Raw genomic sequence first — 17,457 nt, forward strand, 5'->3', positions numbered from 1 at the left:
CGGCCTCCCGGGGTCGATGAACTCGCCACCGGTCGGCCCCGGCAGGGCGATCGCATCCGTCGACCCTATGCTGCCGCCGCTACGCCTCCGGCGGCCCGGCGGGGAGCGCGCGCAGCGCCTTCCCCAGGTGCGGGCCGATGACGGCGAGGGCGTCGGGCTCCATCATCCGCAGGTGTTCGGCGGCCACCGGCACGACCGTGAGGTCCCCTCGGACGTGGGGGCGCCAGCGGTGCGCCATGCCGGGCCCGCGATCGCCCTCGGCCGAGGTGAAGACGGTGAGGGCGCCGTCGTACGCACCGGGCTCCGACGCCGCGTCCAGCAGTCGGATGTTGTTCCGGGTCACCTCCAGCAGCCGCGCCTGCGTGTGCGCGGCGGTCGCTTCGGGGAGCTGCCACGTGTGCCGGCCGTCGAGCGCCACCGCACGGACGTCCCGGGGGCCGGCCGGCGCCCGATCGGTGTCCACGCCGGCGGGCCAGGCGTCGATCGCCGCGACCAGCCCCACCCGGTGGCCGAGCGCGCGCAGTCGTACGGCGAGGGAGTGCGCGATCGTGCCGCCGAAGGACCAGCCGGTCAGGAGGTAGGGGCCGTGCGGCTGCTCCTCGGTGATCTGCCGGCAGTAGTCGGCGACGAGGTCCGGGTAGCTCTCGGCGAGCGGGGCCGCGCCGTCGAGCCCGCGGGACTGGAGGGCGAGGACCGGGTGCCGACGGGGGACGTACGGCAGCAGGCCCGTGTAGCTCCACCCGACCCCGCTGCCCGGGTGGACGCACCACAGGGGCGTGCCGTCGCCCTCCCGCAGCCGTAGCAGCGGGGCGAACGCCGCGGGACCGGCCTCGTGCGCCCCGAGGAGTCCGGCGATCGTGGGCCGGAGGAAGACCTGTTGGACGGAGACGTGGACGCCGGCCGCGTCCCGGGCCCGTTGGATCAGCCGGGGGACGAGCAGCGAGTGTCCGCCCAGTTCGAAGAAGCCGTCGTCGACGCCGACGGCTTCCGCGTCGATCCCCAACACTTCGGCGAAGACCGCGCGGAGCGCCGACTGGGCCGCGGTGAGGGGCGCGTCGCCGCCGTCCGACGCGGTGTGCGGGGTCGGCGGCGGGGGCAGGGCCGCCCGGTCGAGCTTGCCGTTGCGGGTCATCGGCAGCGCGTCGAGCGCCACGACGGTCGAGGGCACCATGGGCTCCGGCAGGGTGTCGCCGAGCGCCCTTCTGATGCTCACCGGGTCGAGCTGCCGGGTGCCGTCGGCGGGCACCACGTAGGCCAGCAGGCGACGGTCGTCGGCGGAGCGCTCCTGGACGACGACCGCGCACCGGGCGACGTCCGGCAGCGCTTCCAACGCGGCCTCCACCTCGCCGAGTTCGATCCGGTGGCCACGGATTTTGACCTGGTCGTCGACCCGGCCGACGTGCTCCAGGGAGCCGTCGGGCAGCCGGCGGGCCAGGTCGCCGGTGCGGTACAGCCGGGTGCCGGGCGGGCCGAAGGGGTCGGCGACGAAGCGTTCGGCGGTGAGCCCGGGGCGCCGCAGGTAGCCGCGGGCCAGCCCCCACCCGGCGACGTACAACTCCCCCACCGCGCCCGGCGGCAGGAGTCCGAGGGCGGCGTCGAGGACGAAGAGGCGCACCCCGTCGAGGGGGCGGCCGATGGGCACCGGGCCGGGTGGGGCGGGGTCGCCGGGGGCGATCCGGTGGTCCGTGCAGTTGACCGTGACCTCGGTCGGGCCGTAGAGGTTGTGCACCGTCACGTCGGGGTGGCGGCGGCGCCAGCGTTCCAGCGCGGGGCCGTGCAGCGCCTCGCCGCCGACCATCAGGCAGTGGCCGGGGTGGGCGGCCCCGGGCAGGGTGTTCATCAGCTCCAGGTGGCTGGGGGTCACGCCCATCTGGGTGGGCGGCGTGCCCTGCCCGGCGGTGGGGGTCGACCCGGCCGCGACCCGCACCCGTCCGCCGCTGACCAGCGGCGGGTAGAGCGCGGTGACCGCGGCGTCGAAGGCGATCGACGCGGTCAGCAGGCTCACACCCGCGGCGCTCGGGTGGCGGGCGCGGCTGTCGCGGACGTAGGCGGCGAGTGCGCTGTGGGGGACGACGACGCCCTTGGGGCGGCCGGTGGAGCCCGAGGTGTAGATGACGTACGCGGGGTGCGCCGGGCGCAGCGCGGTCACCCGGTCCGCGTCCGTCACCGGGGCCGGGTCCCCTGGCGTGTCGTCGAAGACGTGCAGCACGGGGCAGGGGGCGGCGTCGGCGGCCGGCCCGGGTTCGGTCAGCAGCAGCCGGGGCGCCGCGTCCTCGATCATGTACGCGCGGCGCCGCCCGGGGTACTTGGGATCGAGCGGTACGTAGGCCGCGCCCGACTTCACCACCGCCAGCAGCGCCACCACCAGGTCGGACCCGGGGCGCAGCAGGACGGCCACCCGGTCTTCGGGGCCGACGCCCCGGCCGATCAGCGCGCGGGCGAGCCGGTTCGACCGGGCGTCCAACTCCGCGTAGGTGAGCTGGTGCTGTGCGCACTCCACCGCGACGGCGTCCGGGGTGCGCGCCACCTGCGCCGCGAACAGCTCCGGCAGCAGGTCCCCGTCGCCGGGCGTCGACGTCCCGCCGGCGGTCAGCTCCGCCCGCTCCGCCGAGGTCAACAGCTCCAACCGGCCGATGCGCAGGTCCGGTTCGGCGGTCGCGGCCGTCAGCAGCCGCACGTACCGCTCGGCGAGGATCTCGACGGTGCCCGGGTCGAACAGGTCGCTGGCGTACTCCACCGCGCCCACCAGCCCGGCCGCGGCCTGCTGCCGCCCGGCCCGGCGCTCCGTGAGCTGCACGGCGAGGTCGACCTTGGCGTGGTGCCCGCTCACCGGGACGAGGGACGCTTCCACGCCGGGCAGCGCAGGGAGCGCGTACACGTCGTCCACCAGGCTGAGCGCCACTTGGAAGAGCGGGTTCCAGGACGCTGAGCGCGCCGGGCGCACTTCTTCCACCAGCCGCTCGAAGGGCAGGTCCTGATGGGCGTACGCGGACAGGTCGCGCTCGCGCACCCGGGCCAGCAGCTCCCGGAAGGTGGGGTCGCCGCCGGTGTCGGTGCGCAGCACCAGGGTGTTGACGAACATGCCGATGAGGTCGTCCAGACCTTCGTCGGTGCGGCCGGCGACGTCCGCGCCGATGGGGACGTCGGTGCCGGCGCCCAGCCGGGTCAGCAGCGCGGCCAGGGCCGCTTGGAGGACCATGTGGAGGGTGGCGCGCTCGCGGCGGGCCAGCTCCAGTACGGCGCGGTGGAGCGCGGGGTCGACGTTCAGGGGCACGGCGCCGCCGCGGTAGGAGGCGGCCGCCGGCCGCGGCCGGTCGGTGGGTAGCGGGAGGCATTCGGGGAGGTCGACCAGGGCTCGGCGCCAGTAGGCCAGTTGCTCGGTGACGAGGCTGTCGGGGTCGTCGTCGCTGCCGAGGAGTTCGCGCTGCCAGAGCGTGTAGTCGACGTACTGCACCGGCAGGGGCTGCCAGTTCGGGGCGCTGCCGCGGGCGCGGGCGCCGTACGCCTCGGCCAGGTCGCGCAGCAGCGGGGCCAGCGACCAGCCGTCGGCCGCGATGTGGTGCACCAGGACGAGCAGCACGTGGTCCCGCTCGCCGAGTGCGAACAGGTCGGTGTGCAGGGGTGGTTCGCGGGACGGGTCGACGGGGCGGTGGATCGCGGCGTCCAGGGCCGCCGTCAGCTCCGGTTCGCGCACGGCGCTGATCCGCAGCGGCGGGCGCGCGTCCTCGGCGTCGAGCACGGTCTGGCGCGGGACGCCGCCGGGGGCGGGGAACACGGTCCGCAGGCTCTCGTGCCGTGCGACCAGGTCCGCGAAGGCGGCTCGCAGGGCGGCCCGGTCCAGGGCGCCGCGCAGTCGGTAGGCCAGGGCGATGCGGTAGTTCGTGCCGCCGTCGAGTCCGTCGAGGAAGAGGATGCGGGCCTGCGCGTACGAGAGGGGGATCACGACGTCACTCCCCCCGCGGCATCCGGCGCAGCGCGGGCCGGCGCCGGCCGACGCCGTCCGGTTCGGGCAGGGTGGCGGCCAGCCCGGCCGGCGTCGGCGACTCGAAGACGGCGCGTACGGACAGGTCCACGCCGAGCGCGGTGCGGACGCGGCTGGTGAGCCGGGTCGCCAGCAGGGAGTGCCCGCCCAGGTCGAAGAAGGACTCGTCGGTGCCGACCCGCTCCAGGCCGAGCAGTTCGGCGAAGAGCCGGCACAGGGTCTCCTCCTGCGGCGTGCGCGGCGCGCTGACCTCCACGTCGCGGGAGAAGTCGGGTGCCGGCAGCGCCCTGCGGTGCACCTTGCCGCTGAGCGTCAGCGGCATCCGGTCGAGGAGCACCAGGGCCGCGGGCACCATGAAGTCCGGGAGCGCTTCGGCGGCGTACCCGCGCAGCGTCCGTTCGCTCACCTCGGCGCCGGGGTGGGGCACGACGTAACCGACCAGGCGCCGGCCGGCGGCGGTGGCGGAGCCGTCGTCGCGGACGACCACGGCGACCTGGGCCACCTGGGGGTGGCGGGCGAGCACGGACTCGACCTCGCCCGGCTCGACCCTGAAGCCCCGCACCTTGACCTGGTCGTCGGTGCGGCCGGCGAAGGAGAGTCGGCCGTCCTCGGTCCAGCGCACCAGGTCCCCGGTGCGGTACATGCGCGTGCCCGGTGGGCCGGACGGGTCGGCAACGAAGCGTTCCGAGGTCAGCGCGGGCCGGGCCCAGTAGCCGCGGGACAGTGCGGCGCCGGCGATGTACAGCTCTCCCCGCACCCCCGGGGGCACCGGTCGCAGCCGGCGGTCCAGCACGTGGAGCCGGGTGTTCCAGATGGCCGCGCCGATCGGTGCGGTGGGCGCGTCCCACCGGGCGAGGTCCGCGTTCGTCAGGGCGAACGCGGTCACCAGATGGGTCTCGGTGGGTCCGTAGAGGTTGTGCAGTCGACGCCCGGGGGCGAGCGCCAGGAACTCCCGCAGCCGCGGGGGCAGTCGCAGCGGCTCCCCGCCCTGGTTGACGTCGCGCAGCGCGGGCAGCGCGAGGCCCTGCTCCAGCGCCGCGTCGGCGATGGCCTCCACCATCACCTGCGGCGCGCAGATCTCCTCGACGCGGTGCTCGTCCAGCCAGCGCACCAGCGCCGCCGGGTCCCTGCGGACGTCGGCGCCGGGCACGGCGACCTGTTTGCCCGCGGTGAGCGGTTCGACGATCTCCCAGGCGGAGACGTCGAAGCTGAAGGCGGAGAACTGTGCGACCGGCCCGCTGGGCGGGTTGGGCAGTCCGTCGGCGATCCACCGGGTGTGGCACTGCACCAGGTTCACCAGCGGTCCCGCGGTCATCACCACCCCCTTGGGGGTGCCGGTGGAACCCGAGGTGTGGATGACGTACACCGGGGAGTGCGGCAGCAGGGGCGCGGTGCGCTCCTTGTCGTGGACGTCGTCGTCCCGGTGGCCGGCCAGTCGGGTGCGCACCGCGGGGTCGTCCAGGAGGACGCGGGGCGCCCCGGCGGGCAGCCCGGCCGCGGTCTCCGCGGTGGCCACCAGCACCGCGGGGCGCACGTCGGCCAGCAGGAACGCGATGCGGTCGGCCGGGTATCCGGGGTCGAGCGGCAGATAGGCGGCGCCCGCCTTGAGGACCGCCCAGACGGTGGCCACCAGGTCGACGGTGCGGGGCAGCGCGAGCGCCACGACCCGTTCGGGCCCCGCGCCGTGTGCGATCAGCTCGCGCGCCAGCCGGTTCGCCCGGGCGTTGAGTTCGGCGTACGTCAGGTGTTCGCCGTCGGCGGTGACGGCCGTGCGCTGCGGCTCGCGGGCCGCCCAGGACTCCAGCATCTGCGGCAGCGTGACGTGGGCGATCTCGTGTCCGGTGGCGTTCCACTGCTCGACGACGCGGTCCCGCTCGCCGGGCAGGAACACGTCGAGTGCGCTGAGCGGCGCGTCGGGGCGGGCGACCACCGCGTGCAGGAGGTGCAGCAGCCGCTGGGCGGTGCGTTCCACGGTGGGCCGGACGAACAGGTCGGCGCTGTAGTGCACGTGGCCGCTGAGCCCGGCGGGCTCGCGGGCCGCGGGTGAGGTGTCGTCCAACTCGACGATCAGGTCGAAGTGGGCCGTGCCGGTGGCCACCGGCTCCTGGCGCACGGCGATGCCGGGCAGCTCCAGCCGGCCGGTGCGGGTGTTCTGGAGCGCCAGCATCACCTGGAACAGCGGGTGGCGGGCGAGCGAGCGGTCCGGGACCAGCTCTTCGACGAGCTGCTCGAAGGGGAGGTCCTGGTGGGTGAGGGCGTCGAGGGACCTCTCCCGCACCCGCTCCAGCAGTTCGGCGAAGGAGGGGTCGCCGGAGAGGTCGGCCCGCAGCACCAGGGTGTTGCTGAAGAATCCGACGAGGTCTTCCAGGGCGACGTGGGACCGCCCGGCGGTGGGGAAGCCGATGGGGACGTCGTCGCCGGCGCCGAGTTTGCCGAGCAGGGCGGCGAGCGCCGACTGCATCACCATGAAGAGGCTGGCGCCGCGGGACCTGGCGAGGGCGTCGAGGTCCCGGTGGAGGGCGGCGGGGACGGTGAGGGGGACCGCCGCGCCGCGGGGGGAGGCGTCGGCGGGCCTGGGCCGGTCGACGGGGAGGTCGATCTCCTCCGGCAGCTCCGCGAGCGCCGTCTTCCAGTACGTCAACTGGCGTGCCAGCGCGCTCGTCGGGTCGTCGACGGCGCCCAGGGCGGCCCGCTGCCACAGCGCGTAGTCGGAGTACTGCACCGTCAGCGGGGCGAGGGCCGGGGCGCGGCCCGCCCGGCGTGCGGCGTACGCCGCGGACAGGTCCCGCATCAGCGGCCGCATCGACGAGCCGTCGCCGGCGATGTGGTGCATCACCATCAGCAGGACGTGCTCGTCGGGGCCTTGGGCGATGAGCGTCACCCGCAGCGGTGCGTGGCGGTCGAGGGCGAAGGGCAGCAGCGCGAGCCGGGTCAGTTCGGCCGAGAGGTCGACGGGGGCCGGGGTGAGGGGCAGCGCGGTGTCCACCGCGTCGGGCGGCAGCACCCGCTGATGGGGCCGGCCGTCGACGGTGGGGAAGACCGTGCGCAGCGCTTCGTGCCGGGCCACCAGGTCCCGGAGCGCCGCGCGGAGCGCCGCGACGTCCAAGGGGCCGCTCAGCCGCAGCGCGAGCGGATGGTGGTAGGTGGCGGCGGCCTGCTGCAACTGGTGCAGGAACCACAGCCGTGACTGGGCGTACGACAGCGGGATCCGCTCGGGGCGGGCCGTGCGCACCGGTCCGGACGGCGGCGGCGCGGCCGGGTGCGGTGCGGCGCTCGGGTCGAGGCGGGGTGCGAGGGCCGCGACGGTGGGGGCCTCGTACACGGTGCGGATGCCGATCTCCCGGCCGAACTCGGCCCTGACGTGGCCGAGGAGCCGGGCCGCGGACAGGGAGTGGCCGCCCAGGGCGAAGAAGTCGCCGTCGCGGCCCACCCGTGCCGCGTCGATGCCGAGCACTTCGGCGAAGAGCGCGCACAGGGTCTCCTCCACCGCGGTCCGCGGCGGGCGTGCGGCGTCGGCGGGCTGCGGCGGCGGTGCGGTCAGGGCCCGTCGGTCGACCTTGCCGTGTGCGTTCAGCGGCAGTTCGTCGACGGGCACGAGTTGGGCGGGGACCATGTGGGGCGGCAGGAAGGCGGCGGCCTCCCGGCGTACGGCGTCCAGGTCCGGCGCCGCTCCCGCTGTCGGCACGACGAACCCGACGAGCCGCCCGCCGGCCCCGCCGCCGTCCGCGACCAGGGCCGCGGCCTGTGCGACGCCCGAGCACCGGGCGAGCGCCGACTCCACCTCGCCCAGTTCGATGCGGAAGCCGCGCACCTTGACCTGGCCGTCGGCGCGGCCGACGAAGTCCAGGGCGCCCCCGGCGCGGCGGCGGACCAGGTCCCCGGTGCGGTACATCCGGGTGCCGACCGGGCCGAAGGGGTCGGCCACGAAGCGTTCCGAGGTCAGTGCGGGCCGTCTGAGGTAGCCGCGGGCCAGCCCGACGCCGGACAGGTACAGCTCCCCCACGACGCCGTCCGGCACCGGTTGGAGTCCGTCGTCGAGGACGTGGGCCGTGGTGCCCGCCACCGGCGTGCCGATGGGCGGGTCCACGCCGAACGCGGGCCCGGTGCACCGCTGCCGGGTCGCTTCCACCGTGGTCTCGGTGGGGCCGTACGCGTTCCACAGCTCCCGGTCTTCGGTGGCCCACCGGTCCACCGTGTCCGCCGGCATGCGTTCGCCGCCCGCGGTGACCATGCGCAGGTCGGGCAGTTCGGCGGGCCGCAGCGGGGGCATCACCCCGGGGCTGAGGTGGGCCACGGTCACCCGCTGCTCGGCGAGGACGGCTTGGAGGGCGTGGGGGTCGATGCGCTGGGTCTCGTCGGCGATCACCGCCGTCGCGCCGACGGCCAGGGGCACGTACAGGTCGAGGACCGCGGCGTCGAAGCCGAAGGAGTGCCAGGCGAGCACCCGGTCGCCCGGGCGGATCTCCTGGTCCGCGGCGGAGTTGTGCACGAAGAGGGTGACCGCCCGGTGTTCGACGACGACCGCTTTGGGGCGGCCGGTGGAGCCGGAGGTGTACAGGGCGTACGCGGGGTGCTCCGGTCTCAGTGCCGGCGGTGGGCCCGCTTCGGCGGGGAGCGCTTCGCCGGGGCCGTCGCCGGGAGCCCGGCCGGGGCCGTCGTCGAGGTCGTCGAGGTCGTCGAGGTCGTCGAGGACCAGTAGCGGTCCGTCGGGCCAGGCGGCGGCGGCCTGTTCGGCGAGTGCGGCGACGGTCACCACCAGCGCGGGCGCGCAGTCGGCGAGGACGTAGGCGATGCGTTCGCGCGGATGCTCGGGGTCGACGGGAACATGCGCCGCGCCCGCCTTCTGCACGGCCACCATCGCCACCACCGCCTCCAGCGAACGGGGCATCAGCAGGGCCACGAACCGCTCGGGAGCCGCCCCGCGGGCCCGTAGCGCACGGGCCAGCCGGTCGGCGCGCGCGTCCAGTTCGGCGTAGGTCATGGCCGCGCGGCCCAGCACCAGCGCCGTGCGGTGCGGGGTGCGGGCCGCCTGTGCCGCGAAAACCGCCGGCAGGACGTCGTGTTCGGGTACGAGGGCCTCGGTGCCCCGGCCGGCACGGAACGCCCGGCTCCGCTCCTGCTCGGTCAGCAGCCCGACCCGGCCCGTCGGCGTGTGACCGCCGACCTCGGTCAGGCGCTGGCAGAGCGCCGCGAGCCGGGCCAGGTGGCCGCGGTGCGCCGGCTGGTCGTAGAGGCGGGGGTCGGCGTCGAGCGCGAGGCGCAGGCCGCCTTCGGGAACGTCGTCCCACAGCAGCAGAGAGAGGTCGTGGAAGGGGCCGGCGGCCACGTTGTGCGTGGTGTACGTGCCGTCGCCGAAGGTGCCGTGGCAGGCGAACGGGATGACGTTCACGGTCATCGGCCACAGGGAGTCGCCGGGCACCACGCCCAGTTCCCGGCACAGGTCCTCGGAGCGGTAGCGCTGGTGGCGCAGGGCGGTGCGGATCTGCCGGGACACCTGGTCGGTCAGCTCACCGAGCGGCGCGCGGGGGCGGACCGTCAGCCGCAGGGGCACCACGTTCGACATCATGGCCGGCACCACCGGCGGTCCGCCGGCCGCCGGACCGCGGCGCACGGCGCTGCGGCCCCGGCCGGCGACGGCGAAGCCCAGGACCACGTCCGCGGCGCCGGTGACCCGGCTGACGTAGAGCGCGGTGGCCGCCGTGACCAGCCCGGACAGGCTGGTGCCCAGGGACGCGGCCGCGGCCCGCAGGCGTTCGGTGTCCGCCGCGGTGACCGGCCGGCGCTCCCGGCGCCCTTCGCGGGCCGGGCCCTGCGGGCGCAGTCCGCTCGGGCTGCGCGGGTCGGGTCGGTCGGCCAACTCCGACATCCAGTAGGCCCGGTCGTCGGCGTGTCGCTGGGAGCTGCGGTAGCCGGCCTCGTCGTCGACGAGGGTGCGAAAGGGGGCGAAGGCGGGGCCGGCGTCGGCGCGGCCCTCGGCCACCGCGGCGTAGGTCTGCGCCAGGCGCCCGGCCAACTGGGCGAAGCTGTAGCCGTCGTAGAGGATGTGGTGACACCCCAGGTAGAAGTAGTACCGGTCGGGTGCCAGCACGAAGAGCGCGTGGGTGGTCGCCGGACCGCTGCGCAGGTCGCGTAATCGGCTCAGGTCGGTCCGCATCCACTCGTGGGCCGCCGCCCCGGGGTCGGCCTCGGCCCGGACGTCGACGACCTCCAGGGGGCGCGCCGCCTCCCGGTCGACGTACTGCTCGGGTCCGCCGTCGCCTTCGACGAAGACCAGCCGCAGGACGTCGGCCTCGTCGATGACCCGGTCCAGGGCCGTGCGAAAGACGTCCACGTCCAGGGGTGCGGCGATGTCCAGGTATTCGGCGACGTTGAGGATGGCGCTGTCCGGATCGAATTTCTGGGCGTACCACATGCTGCGCTGGCCGGCCAGGAGGTCCAGGCGGGCCATTCGACGATCCGGCATCTCACACCTCATATCCATGACAGCGGTGACGGCGGCGCGGAAGCACTCCCGGCGCTCGGCACCAGGGCGAAGAACGCAGCCGGGCAAGGAAGTCGGGGCGCTTTATCCGAGCGTGGTGCGGGCGGCGGTGCGGGGCGGCGTACGCCCGGATCGCGCCGCGCCGCCGGTGCTACCGCAGGGCGACGGCGGGCCGGCCGCGGGGCCGGCGACGACAGTCGGTGCGGTGGTCCGGTCGGGCCCGCCACGGCGAGGCCCCGCTCCGTGCGCGCTCACCTCGATGCGGTGTTTCGCGGTTCACTGCGTTCCCCGTTCTGACGACGGCGGTAGCCGTCCGTCTGAGGCGGTCGCGGGTGAAGAAGTCGACATAGTGTGACCTGAGGTCCCACGAAGGGCAACCCCCGGGTTGACCGTGATCGTCGAAGCGCTCCGGCGCGGGCGGACCGGGCCGCCCCCTCGACAAGGGCACGTGCCGTGGGCATCCTGTCACTCCATCGACCGCCCGGATCAGGCCCCTTGCCGTCGGGAGGTCGGGTGGGGAGTATGAAGCGACTGCCGTACCGCGGGGGAAGAAGTCCGGCCGCCTCTTTTCGGTTTTTCCGGCGCCGGAGTTCTGCGACTGCGGCCGTCCGCGATCCTCGTTCCGCTGCACGGAAGTTCTGCCGCACGGCACGATTTTTCTGCTTCGTTAATTTCTCTGTTCCCGCTGCACGACGGCTACTTCGTGCAGCGATTTCTCTGAAACCGTATCTCTGCACGGTGACCTTTGGGGGAGCGAGCGGGCATGGCGATCGAAGGCAGCGAAAGAAGATCAGTGGCCCACATCTACAACTCGGCCGTGGCGGCGTCGGCGATCAGCGCCGCATGGGAGCTGGGCGCCCTGGACGAGCTGAAGTCCGCGGGAGCGCTCGACGTGCGGGCGTTCGCCGGTGCGCACCGGCTCGACGTGACGGCGACGGCCGGCCTCTTCCGCGCGCTGGCCGCGGTGGACATCGTCGAGCGCGTCGACGACAAGGTCACCCCGGCACGGAACTTCGACGAGGCGTACCGTACGCGCTCGTTCTTCCACTGGCTCTCCCGGGGGTGCGGCGACCTCTTCCGCCGGATGCCGGAGCTGCTGCCCGAGCGCAACCGCACGGGCGACTTCTACCAGCGCGACAGCGCCGCGATCGCCCGCGCCTGCCGGGAGATCAGCTCGTTCTGCTACGACCCCTGGTTCGACGAGGCGCTCGCCGGGCTCGACTTCGCACCGGGCGCGGTGGCTGACCTGGGCTGCGGCAGCGGCGAGCGTCTGTTACAGGTGTTGCGCCGCCATCCCGGTGCCCGCGGCATCGGCATCGACGTCGCCGCACCCACCTTGGAGGTGGCCGCCGCCGCCGCGGACGGCGCGGGGCTCGCCGACCGGGTCTCCTTCGTCCGGGCGGACGTCCGGGAGATGCCGCCGCGCGACGGCTTCGCCGACGTGGAACTGCTGACCTGCTTCATGATGGGGCACGACTTCTGGCCCAGGGACCGCTGCGTGCGGACGCTGCGGCGGCTGCGCGACCTCTTCCCCGGCACCCGCCGGTTCCTGCTGGGCGACGCCACCCGCACGGTGGGCGTCGCCGACCGCGACCTGCCCGTCTTCACCCTGGGGTTCGAGGTCGCGCACGACCTGATGGGCACCTTCATTCCGCAGGCCGCCGACTGGGAGTCGGTCTTCGCCGAAGGTGGCTGGCGCCTGCGCAGGAAGCACTCGATCGACGTCGCGGTCGGAGAAGTGATCTACGAGCTCGAACAGCTCTGATCCGTCGCACGCCGACCGAACCGAAGGGATGCCCGTGCCCCCGCCCGCCGCGCCTCGACTGCACCACATCGCCGTACAGACCGCCGACCTGGCCAACTGCGTCGCCTGGTACCGGGAGTACTTCGGCTGCCGGCCGACCTGGTCGACGGACGTCTTCTCGCCGCTGACCCGCAGCAGGCTCCCCGGCATCGTCGCGATGGCCGAACTGGAGGCGGACGGCATGCGGTTCCACCTCTTCGAGTACGACGACCCGGGAGGCGACCGCGCCGGCGGGGCGAGTGCGCCGCCGCCCGTCGGCCCCCGGTTCCAACACGTCTGCCTCGTCGCGTCCTCATCGGCCGAGTTGCGCGCCCGGCGCCGGCGCTGGTGGGACGTCTTCGACTCGGGTCGCTTCGACTTCGCCCGCAGCGAGGGCCCCACGGACGTCGTCGTCGACGAGGAAGGCGTCGAGAGCTTCTACTTCTACGACGTCAACGGCCTTGAATTCGAGTTCACCCACGTCCCGGGAGGCGCGCGGTGAAGACCTCGTCAGCACGGGCCGCCCTGGGCTTCTCCGACCGCTCGGGCTGGGACTTCGGCGACTACCCGTACGCGTTGGAGCCCCTCGCGCTCCCCGACCCCGAGCACCCCGTCACCCTGGCCGCCGGCGCCCTGCCGGCCGCCGCCGAGGAGGCGGTGACCCGCTTCTTCGACGAGGCCCGCTCCGGCTTCGGCACGACGGAGCGGGTGGACGCCGACTCGTTGGAGCAGCTCTTCTGGTTCCGCTGGATGGTCGGGCACCACGTGTCCTTCGTCATCTGGCGGCTGCTCGCCGACGCCCTCGCCGACGTGACCGGCGGCACCGGCGACCAGGACGCGGCCGCCGTGCGGCTGACCGAGTACGTCCGGGCGTACTGCGGGATGCTCCTCTACACCGGCTCCAGCAGCCGGGCCGTCTACCAGCGCACGATCCGCCCCAGCATGTACCGCCAGCACAGCAAGTTCAGCGGCACCTGGGCGCCGGACTACCCGGCCGTGCGCAGCCTGTTCCGGGGCCGCAGACCGCCGCCGGTCGTCCCCGCCCGGGCGCCCGCCCTGCTCCGGGAGGTCGCGCTGACCAACCAGATCCACCTGGGGGTGGCGTCCAAGCTGGTGGAGCAGGGCCGCTCGCTGCTGCAACACGCCGTCCTGGAGGGCGACATCGGCAGCCACCGCACCTGGGGCGCCGTCTTCGACTGCTACTTCCTGACGCTGCGCGCACCGGTGACTGAGCTGGAGGTGACGGCGCAACTGCTGCGCCGGTACAAGGCGATCGCGATCGATCTGGCGACCAACGGCCTGTACCCGGACGTCGGCGAGCCGCCCGACCCGGTGCCGGAGGAGCTGTGCGACCCCGCGGTGGCGCGGTGCGAGCAGGACCTCGTCGCCGCCCTCGTGCGCACGGCGGCGCTGGCCACCGGCCGCGCCCCGGTCCCGGGCGCCGCGGGGCGGGCGCGGTGAAGGGCCTGCGCCACGGCGTCGTCCTGCTGCCCGAACACCGCTGGGAGACGGCCCGGCAGCACTGGGTGCGCGCCGAGGAGCTCGGCTTCGACCACGCCTGGACGTACGACCACCTCAGCTGGCGCTGGCTGCGGGACGGGCCCTGGTTCGGCACGGTCCCCCTGCTGGCCGCGGCCGCCGCGGTCACCACCCGCATCACCCTGGGCACGTTGGTCGCCACCCCCGCCCACCGCCACCCGGTCCCCTTCGCTAAGGAGGTCATGACGCTGGACGACATCGCCGGGGGCCGGCTGGTGTGCGGCCTCGGCGCCGGCGCCGGCGGTCACGACGAGGAGGTGCTCGGCGCCCGCCCGCCGACGCCGTCCGAACGCGCCGACCGCTTCGCCGAGTTCGTCCACCTCACGGACCTGCTGCTGACGCAGCCCACCACGAGCTATGCGGGCACCTACTTCGGCTGCCGCGACGCGGTCATGAACCCCGGCTGCGTGCAGCGGCCCCGGGTGCCGCTGGCGGTCGCGGCAACCGGCCCGCGGGGACTGCGACTGGCCGCCCGGCACGCCGACGTCTGGATCACCGCGGGCCGGCCCGGGTGGGGGGAGCCCCTGCCGTACGAGCAGGCCCTGCCGGACCTCGCGCGACAGGTCGATGCGGTGGACGCGGCCTGCGCCGCCGCCGGACGGGACCCCTCGACGCTGCGCCGGCTGGTCGTCACCGGCGCGATGATCAGCGGGGTGTCCGAGTCGGTGGACTCCTACGTCGACGCCTGCGGCTGGTTCGCCGAACTCGGCTTCACCGACGTCGTCGTGCACTGGCCGCGGCCCGACTTCCCCTACCAGGGGCGCCCGGAGGTCCTCGAAGGGATCGCCGGCGCCGTGTTGAAGCCGGAGGGCCGCGGATGATCCCGTACGAGGTCGTCCACATGTTCACCAGCCGCCCGTTCGCGGGCAGCGCGCTCGCGGTCGTGCCGGACGCCACCGGGCTGGACGGGCGGGCCATGGCGGTGCTCGCCGCCGAGTTCGGCACCGTCGAGACCGCCTTCGTCCTGCCCGCCGCCGATGCCCGGGAGGACTACCGGGTACGGGTGTTCCAGCCCGGTGGCGAGTACCCGCGCGGCAGCCACAGCGCGGTGGGCACCGCGGCGACCCTGGTCCGGCTGGGGCTGCTGCCGGCCGGGGACCTGGTCCAGGGGTGCGGAAGCGGGCTCCAGACCCTGTCGGCCACCGCCACGGGCGCCACCCTCGTCAGCCGCGGCACGGTGACGACCCGGGCCCTCGATCCGCGGCCGTTGCTGGCCGCCGCGGGCCTCGACGGCGGCGACGGCGCCGACGAACCGGCGCTCGCCACGGGTTTCGGCGCGGGCTTCGCCCTGCTGCCCGTACCGGACGGGGCGCTCGCCCGGGCCCGCGCCGACCTGCCGCGGATGGCGGCCGACGGCCTGGGCGCGCTGTGCGTCTTCGCCTGGGACGAGGGCCACCGGACCGTACGGGCCCGGCTGTTCGCCCCCGGCTTCGGGATTCCCGAGGACCCGGCGTGCGGGCCGGTCGCCACCGCGCTGGGCCTGTGGCTGACCGCGACCGGGCGGCTGCCGGCGCGCGACGGCACCCATGCGTACACCGTGCACCAGGGTGTCGAAACGCCCCGGGACGCCCTGCTGGGGTGCACGATCACCCTGGTGCACGGCCGCCCCGTCGAAGGCACCGCGACCGGCGACGTCACCCCGGTCGCCGCCGGAACGATCGCCGTCCCGCCCGCACCGCCCGTCTGACCACCACCCGGGAGGACCCTTCGTGCTGCACCGCCCCGAACTCCACGGCACCCGAGGCGCCGTCGCCGCCACCCACTGGCTGGCCTCCGCGACCGGGACGGCGATGCTCGACCGCGGCGGCAACGCGTTCGACGCCGCCGTCGCCGCCGCGCTGGTGTGCCAGGTCGTCGAGCCCCATCTGAACGGGCCGGCCGGGGACGTGCCGATCCTGGTGTACGAGGCGGCGAGCGGGCGGACCCGGGTCATCTGCGGCCAGGGCCCGATGCCGCGGGCCGCCACCCCCGCCGCGTACCGGCGGCTCGGGCTGGCCGCCGTCCCCGGCTCCGGCCTGCTGGCGGCCTGCGTCCCCGGTGCGTTCGGCGCCTGGATGCGCGTGCTGCGGGACTACGGTCGGCTGCGGGTCGAGGACGTCCTGGAGCCCGCGATCGGGTACGCGGCCGACGGATATCCGCTGCTGCCGAAGGCTGCGGCCATGATCGAGACGATGGCGCCGCTCTTCCGGGACGAGTGGACCGAGTCCGGGCGCACTTTCCTGCTCGCCGGGGGCAAGGCGCCGGCGGCCGGGGCGCGGATGCGCAATCCGGCGCTGGCCGCGGTCTTCCAGCGCATCCTGGCCGAGGCCAAGGCCGCCACCGCGGATCGCGCGGGGCAGGCGGAGGCCGCGACCGCCGCGTTCTACGAGGGCTTCGTCGCCGAGGCGATCGACCGCTTCGTGGCCGGCACCGCGGCGATCGACTCCACCGGCCGGCGCCACCGCGGACTGCTCACCGGCGCCGACCTGGCGTCCTGGCGGGCCGGCAGCGAGCCCACGCTCACCGTCGACTACCGCGGCCACCAGGTCCACAAGGCCGGCCCCTGGTCGCAGGGCCCGGTGTTCCTCCAGCAGTTGGCCCTGCTGGAGGGCTTCGACCTCGGTGCGACGGAGTACGGGAGCGCGGACCACCTGCACACGGTGGTGGAGTCCGCGAAGCTCGCCTTCGCCGACCGGGAGGCGTGGTACGGCGACCCGGACCACGCCGACGTACCCGTACGGGACCTCCTGGACCCCGCCTACGCGGCGGCCCGTCGGGCGCTGATCGGCCCGCGCGCCTCGGCGGAGCTGCGGCCCGGCTCACCCGGCGGGCGCGAGCCGTGGATTCCGCCGGTCCTCGACCTGCCGCCGGTGCCGGACGAGCCGGAGTGGCTCGCCCAACTGGGCGACGGCATCCCCGCGGTGCTGCGGCGCACCGCGGCCAAGGGCGACACCACCTGCGTCAGCGCGACCGACCGGGACGGCAACATGATCGTCGCCACTCCCAGCGGCGGCTGGCTGAAGAGTTCCCCGGTGGTGCCGGGGCTGGGCTTCCCGCTGGGCACCCGGGGGCAGATGGCGTGGCTGGAGGAGGGGCACCCCAACACGCTCGCGCCGGGCAAACGGCCCCGTACGACGTTGAGTCCGACGCTGGTGCTGCGCGACGGGCGGCCCCTGCTGGCCTTCGGCACGCCCGGCGGTGACCAGCAGGACCAGTGGACGCTGAACTTCTTCCTGCACCACGTCGACTTCGGGATGGGCCTCCAGGCCGCGGTGGAGGCGCGGACCTTCCACACGGACCACGTGCCGACGTCGTTCACGCCGCGCCAGGCGGACCCGTTGACGCTGGTGGTGGAGGAGGGCTTCGCGCCCGGGACGCTGGCGGAGCTGCGGCGGCGCGGGCACGAACCGAAGGAGGTGGCGCCCCTGTCGCTGGGCAAGGTGTGCGCCACCGGCGTGGACGCGCACGGCGGCGTGGTGGCCGCGGCGAGTCCCCGCGGGGAACAGGCGTACGCGGTGGTCCGCTAGCCCGCACCCGCGAGGTCCCGTGCGCTTCCCTGTGCGTGTGGACGCAGCCGTGGTTTCCCTGCGGGAGCGTTGGTCTCCACGGCCTGGTGGGTGGCTTGTCGCGGGGGGGCGCCCCCCCGGGGGGGGGGGGGGGGGCCGCGGCCCACCCCCCCCCCCCCCCGGAGAA

The 17,457-nt window shown here is 75.0% G+C and carries 8 protein-coding genes; 6 read left to right on the forward strand and 2 right to left on the reverse strand.

Annotation, left to right across the window (positions count from 1 at the left end; genetic code table 11):
* Positions 1-79: 79 nt before the first annotated feature.
* Complete coding sequence (locus ACH4E8_RS13510) at positions 80-3,943, reverse strand: amino acid adenylation domain-containing protein (RefSeq protein ID WP_398447528.1); 3,864 nt, start codon at positions 3,941-3,943, stop codon at positions 80-82.
* Positions 3,944-3,947: 4 nt separating this feature from the next.
* Complete coding sequence (locus ACH4E8_RS13515) at positions 3,948-10,445, reverse strand: amino acid adenylation domain-containing protein (RefSeq protein WP_398447530.1); 6,498 nt, start codon at positions 10,443-10,445, stop codon at positions 3,948-3,950.
* A 781-nt stretch (positions 10,446-11,226) separates the two neighbouring features.
* On the opposite strand from ACH4E8_RS13515, the gene ACH4E8_RS13520 reads away from it, so the two are divergent.
* The 6 genes from ACH4E8_RS13520 to ACH4E8_RS13545 are packed head-to-tail and all read left to right on the forward strand — an operon-like array spanning position 11,227 to position 17,291.
* On the forward strand, positions 11,227-12,228 hold the full coding sequence (locus ACH4E8_RS13520) for a class I SAM-dependent methyltransferase (RefSeq protein ID WP_398447532.1): 1,002 nt from the start codon (positions 11,227-11,229) through the stop codon (positions 12,226-12,228).
* A gap of 28 nt (positions 12,229-12,256) precedes the next feature.
* Positions 12,257-12,748: a VOC family protein gene (locus tag ACH4E8_RS13525; RefSeq protein WP_398447534.1), complete on the forward strand. Its 492-nt coding sequence runs from the start codon at positions 12,257-12,259 to the stop codon at positions 12,746-12,748.
* Positions 12,745-13,707, forward strand: a complete 963-nt coding sequence (locus ACH4E8_RS13530) for a hypothetical protein (RefSeq protein ID WP_398447536.1) — start codon at positions 12,745-12,747, stop codon at positions 13,705-13,707. The genes ACH4E8_RS13525 and ACH4E8_RS13530 overlap by 4 nt, the downstream gene beginning before the upstream one ends.
* A 5-nt stretch (positions 13,708-13,712) precedes the next feature.
* A complete protein-coding gene (locus ACH4E8_RS13535; RefSeq protein WP_398448291.1) occupies positions 13,713-14,606 on the forward strand; it encodes an LLM class flavin-dependent oxidoreductase in 894 nt (297 codons plus the stop codon).
* A complete protein-coding gene (locus ACH4E8_RS13540) occupies positions 14,603-15,472 on the forward strand; it encodes a PhzF family phenazine biosynthesis protein (protein ID WP_398447538.1) in 870 nt (289 codons plus the stop codon). Before ACH4E8_RS13535 ends, ACH4E8_RS13540 begins: the two co-directional genes overlap by 4 nt.
* Positions 15,473-15,494: 22 nt before the next feature.
* Positions 15,495-17,291, forward strand: coding sequence for a gamma-glutamyltransferase family protein (locus ACH4E8_RS13545; RefSeq protein ID WP_398447540.1), 1,797 nt, complete (start codon positions 15,495-15,497; stop codon positions 17,289-17,291).
* The last annotated feature ends 166 nt before the right edge of the window (positions 17,292-17,457 follow it).

It is taken from the genome of Streptomyces sp. NPDC017979, from assembly GCF_044328175.1.
Lineage (GTDB): Bacteria > Actinomycetota > Actinomycetes > Streptomycetales > Streptomycetaceae > Streptomyces.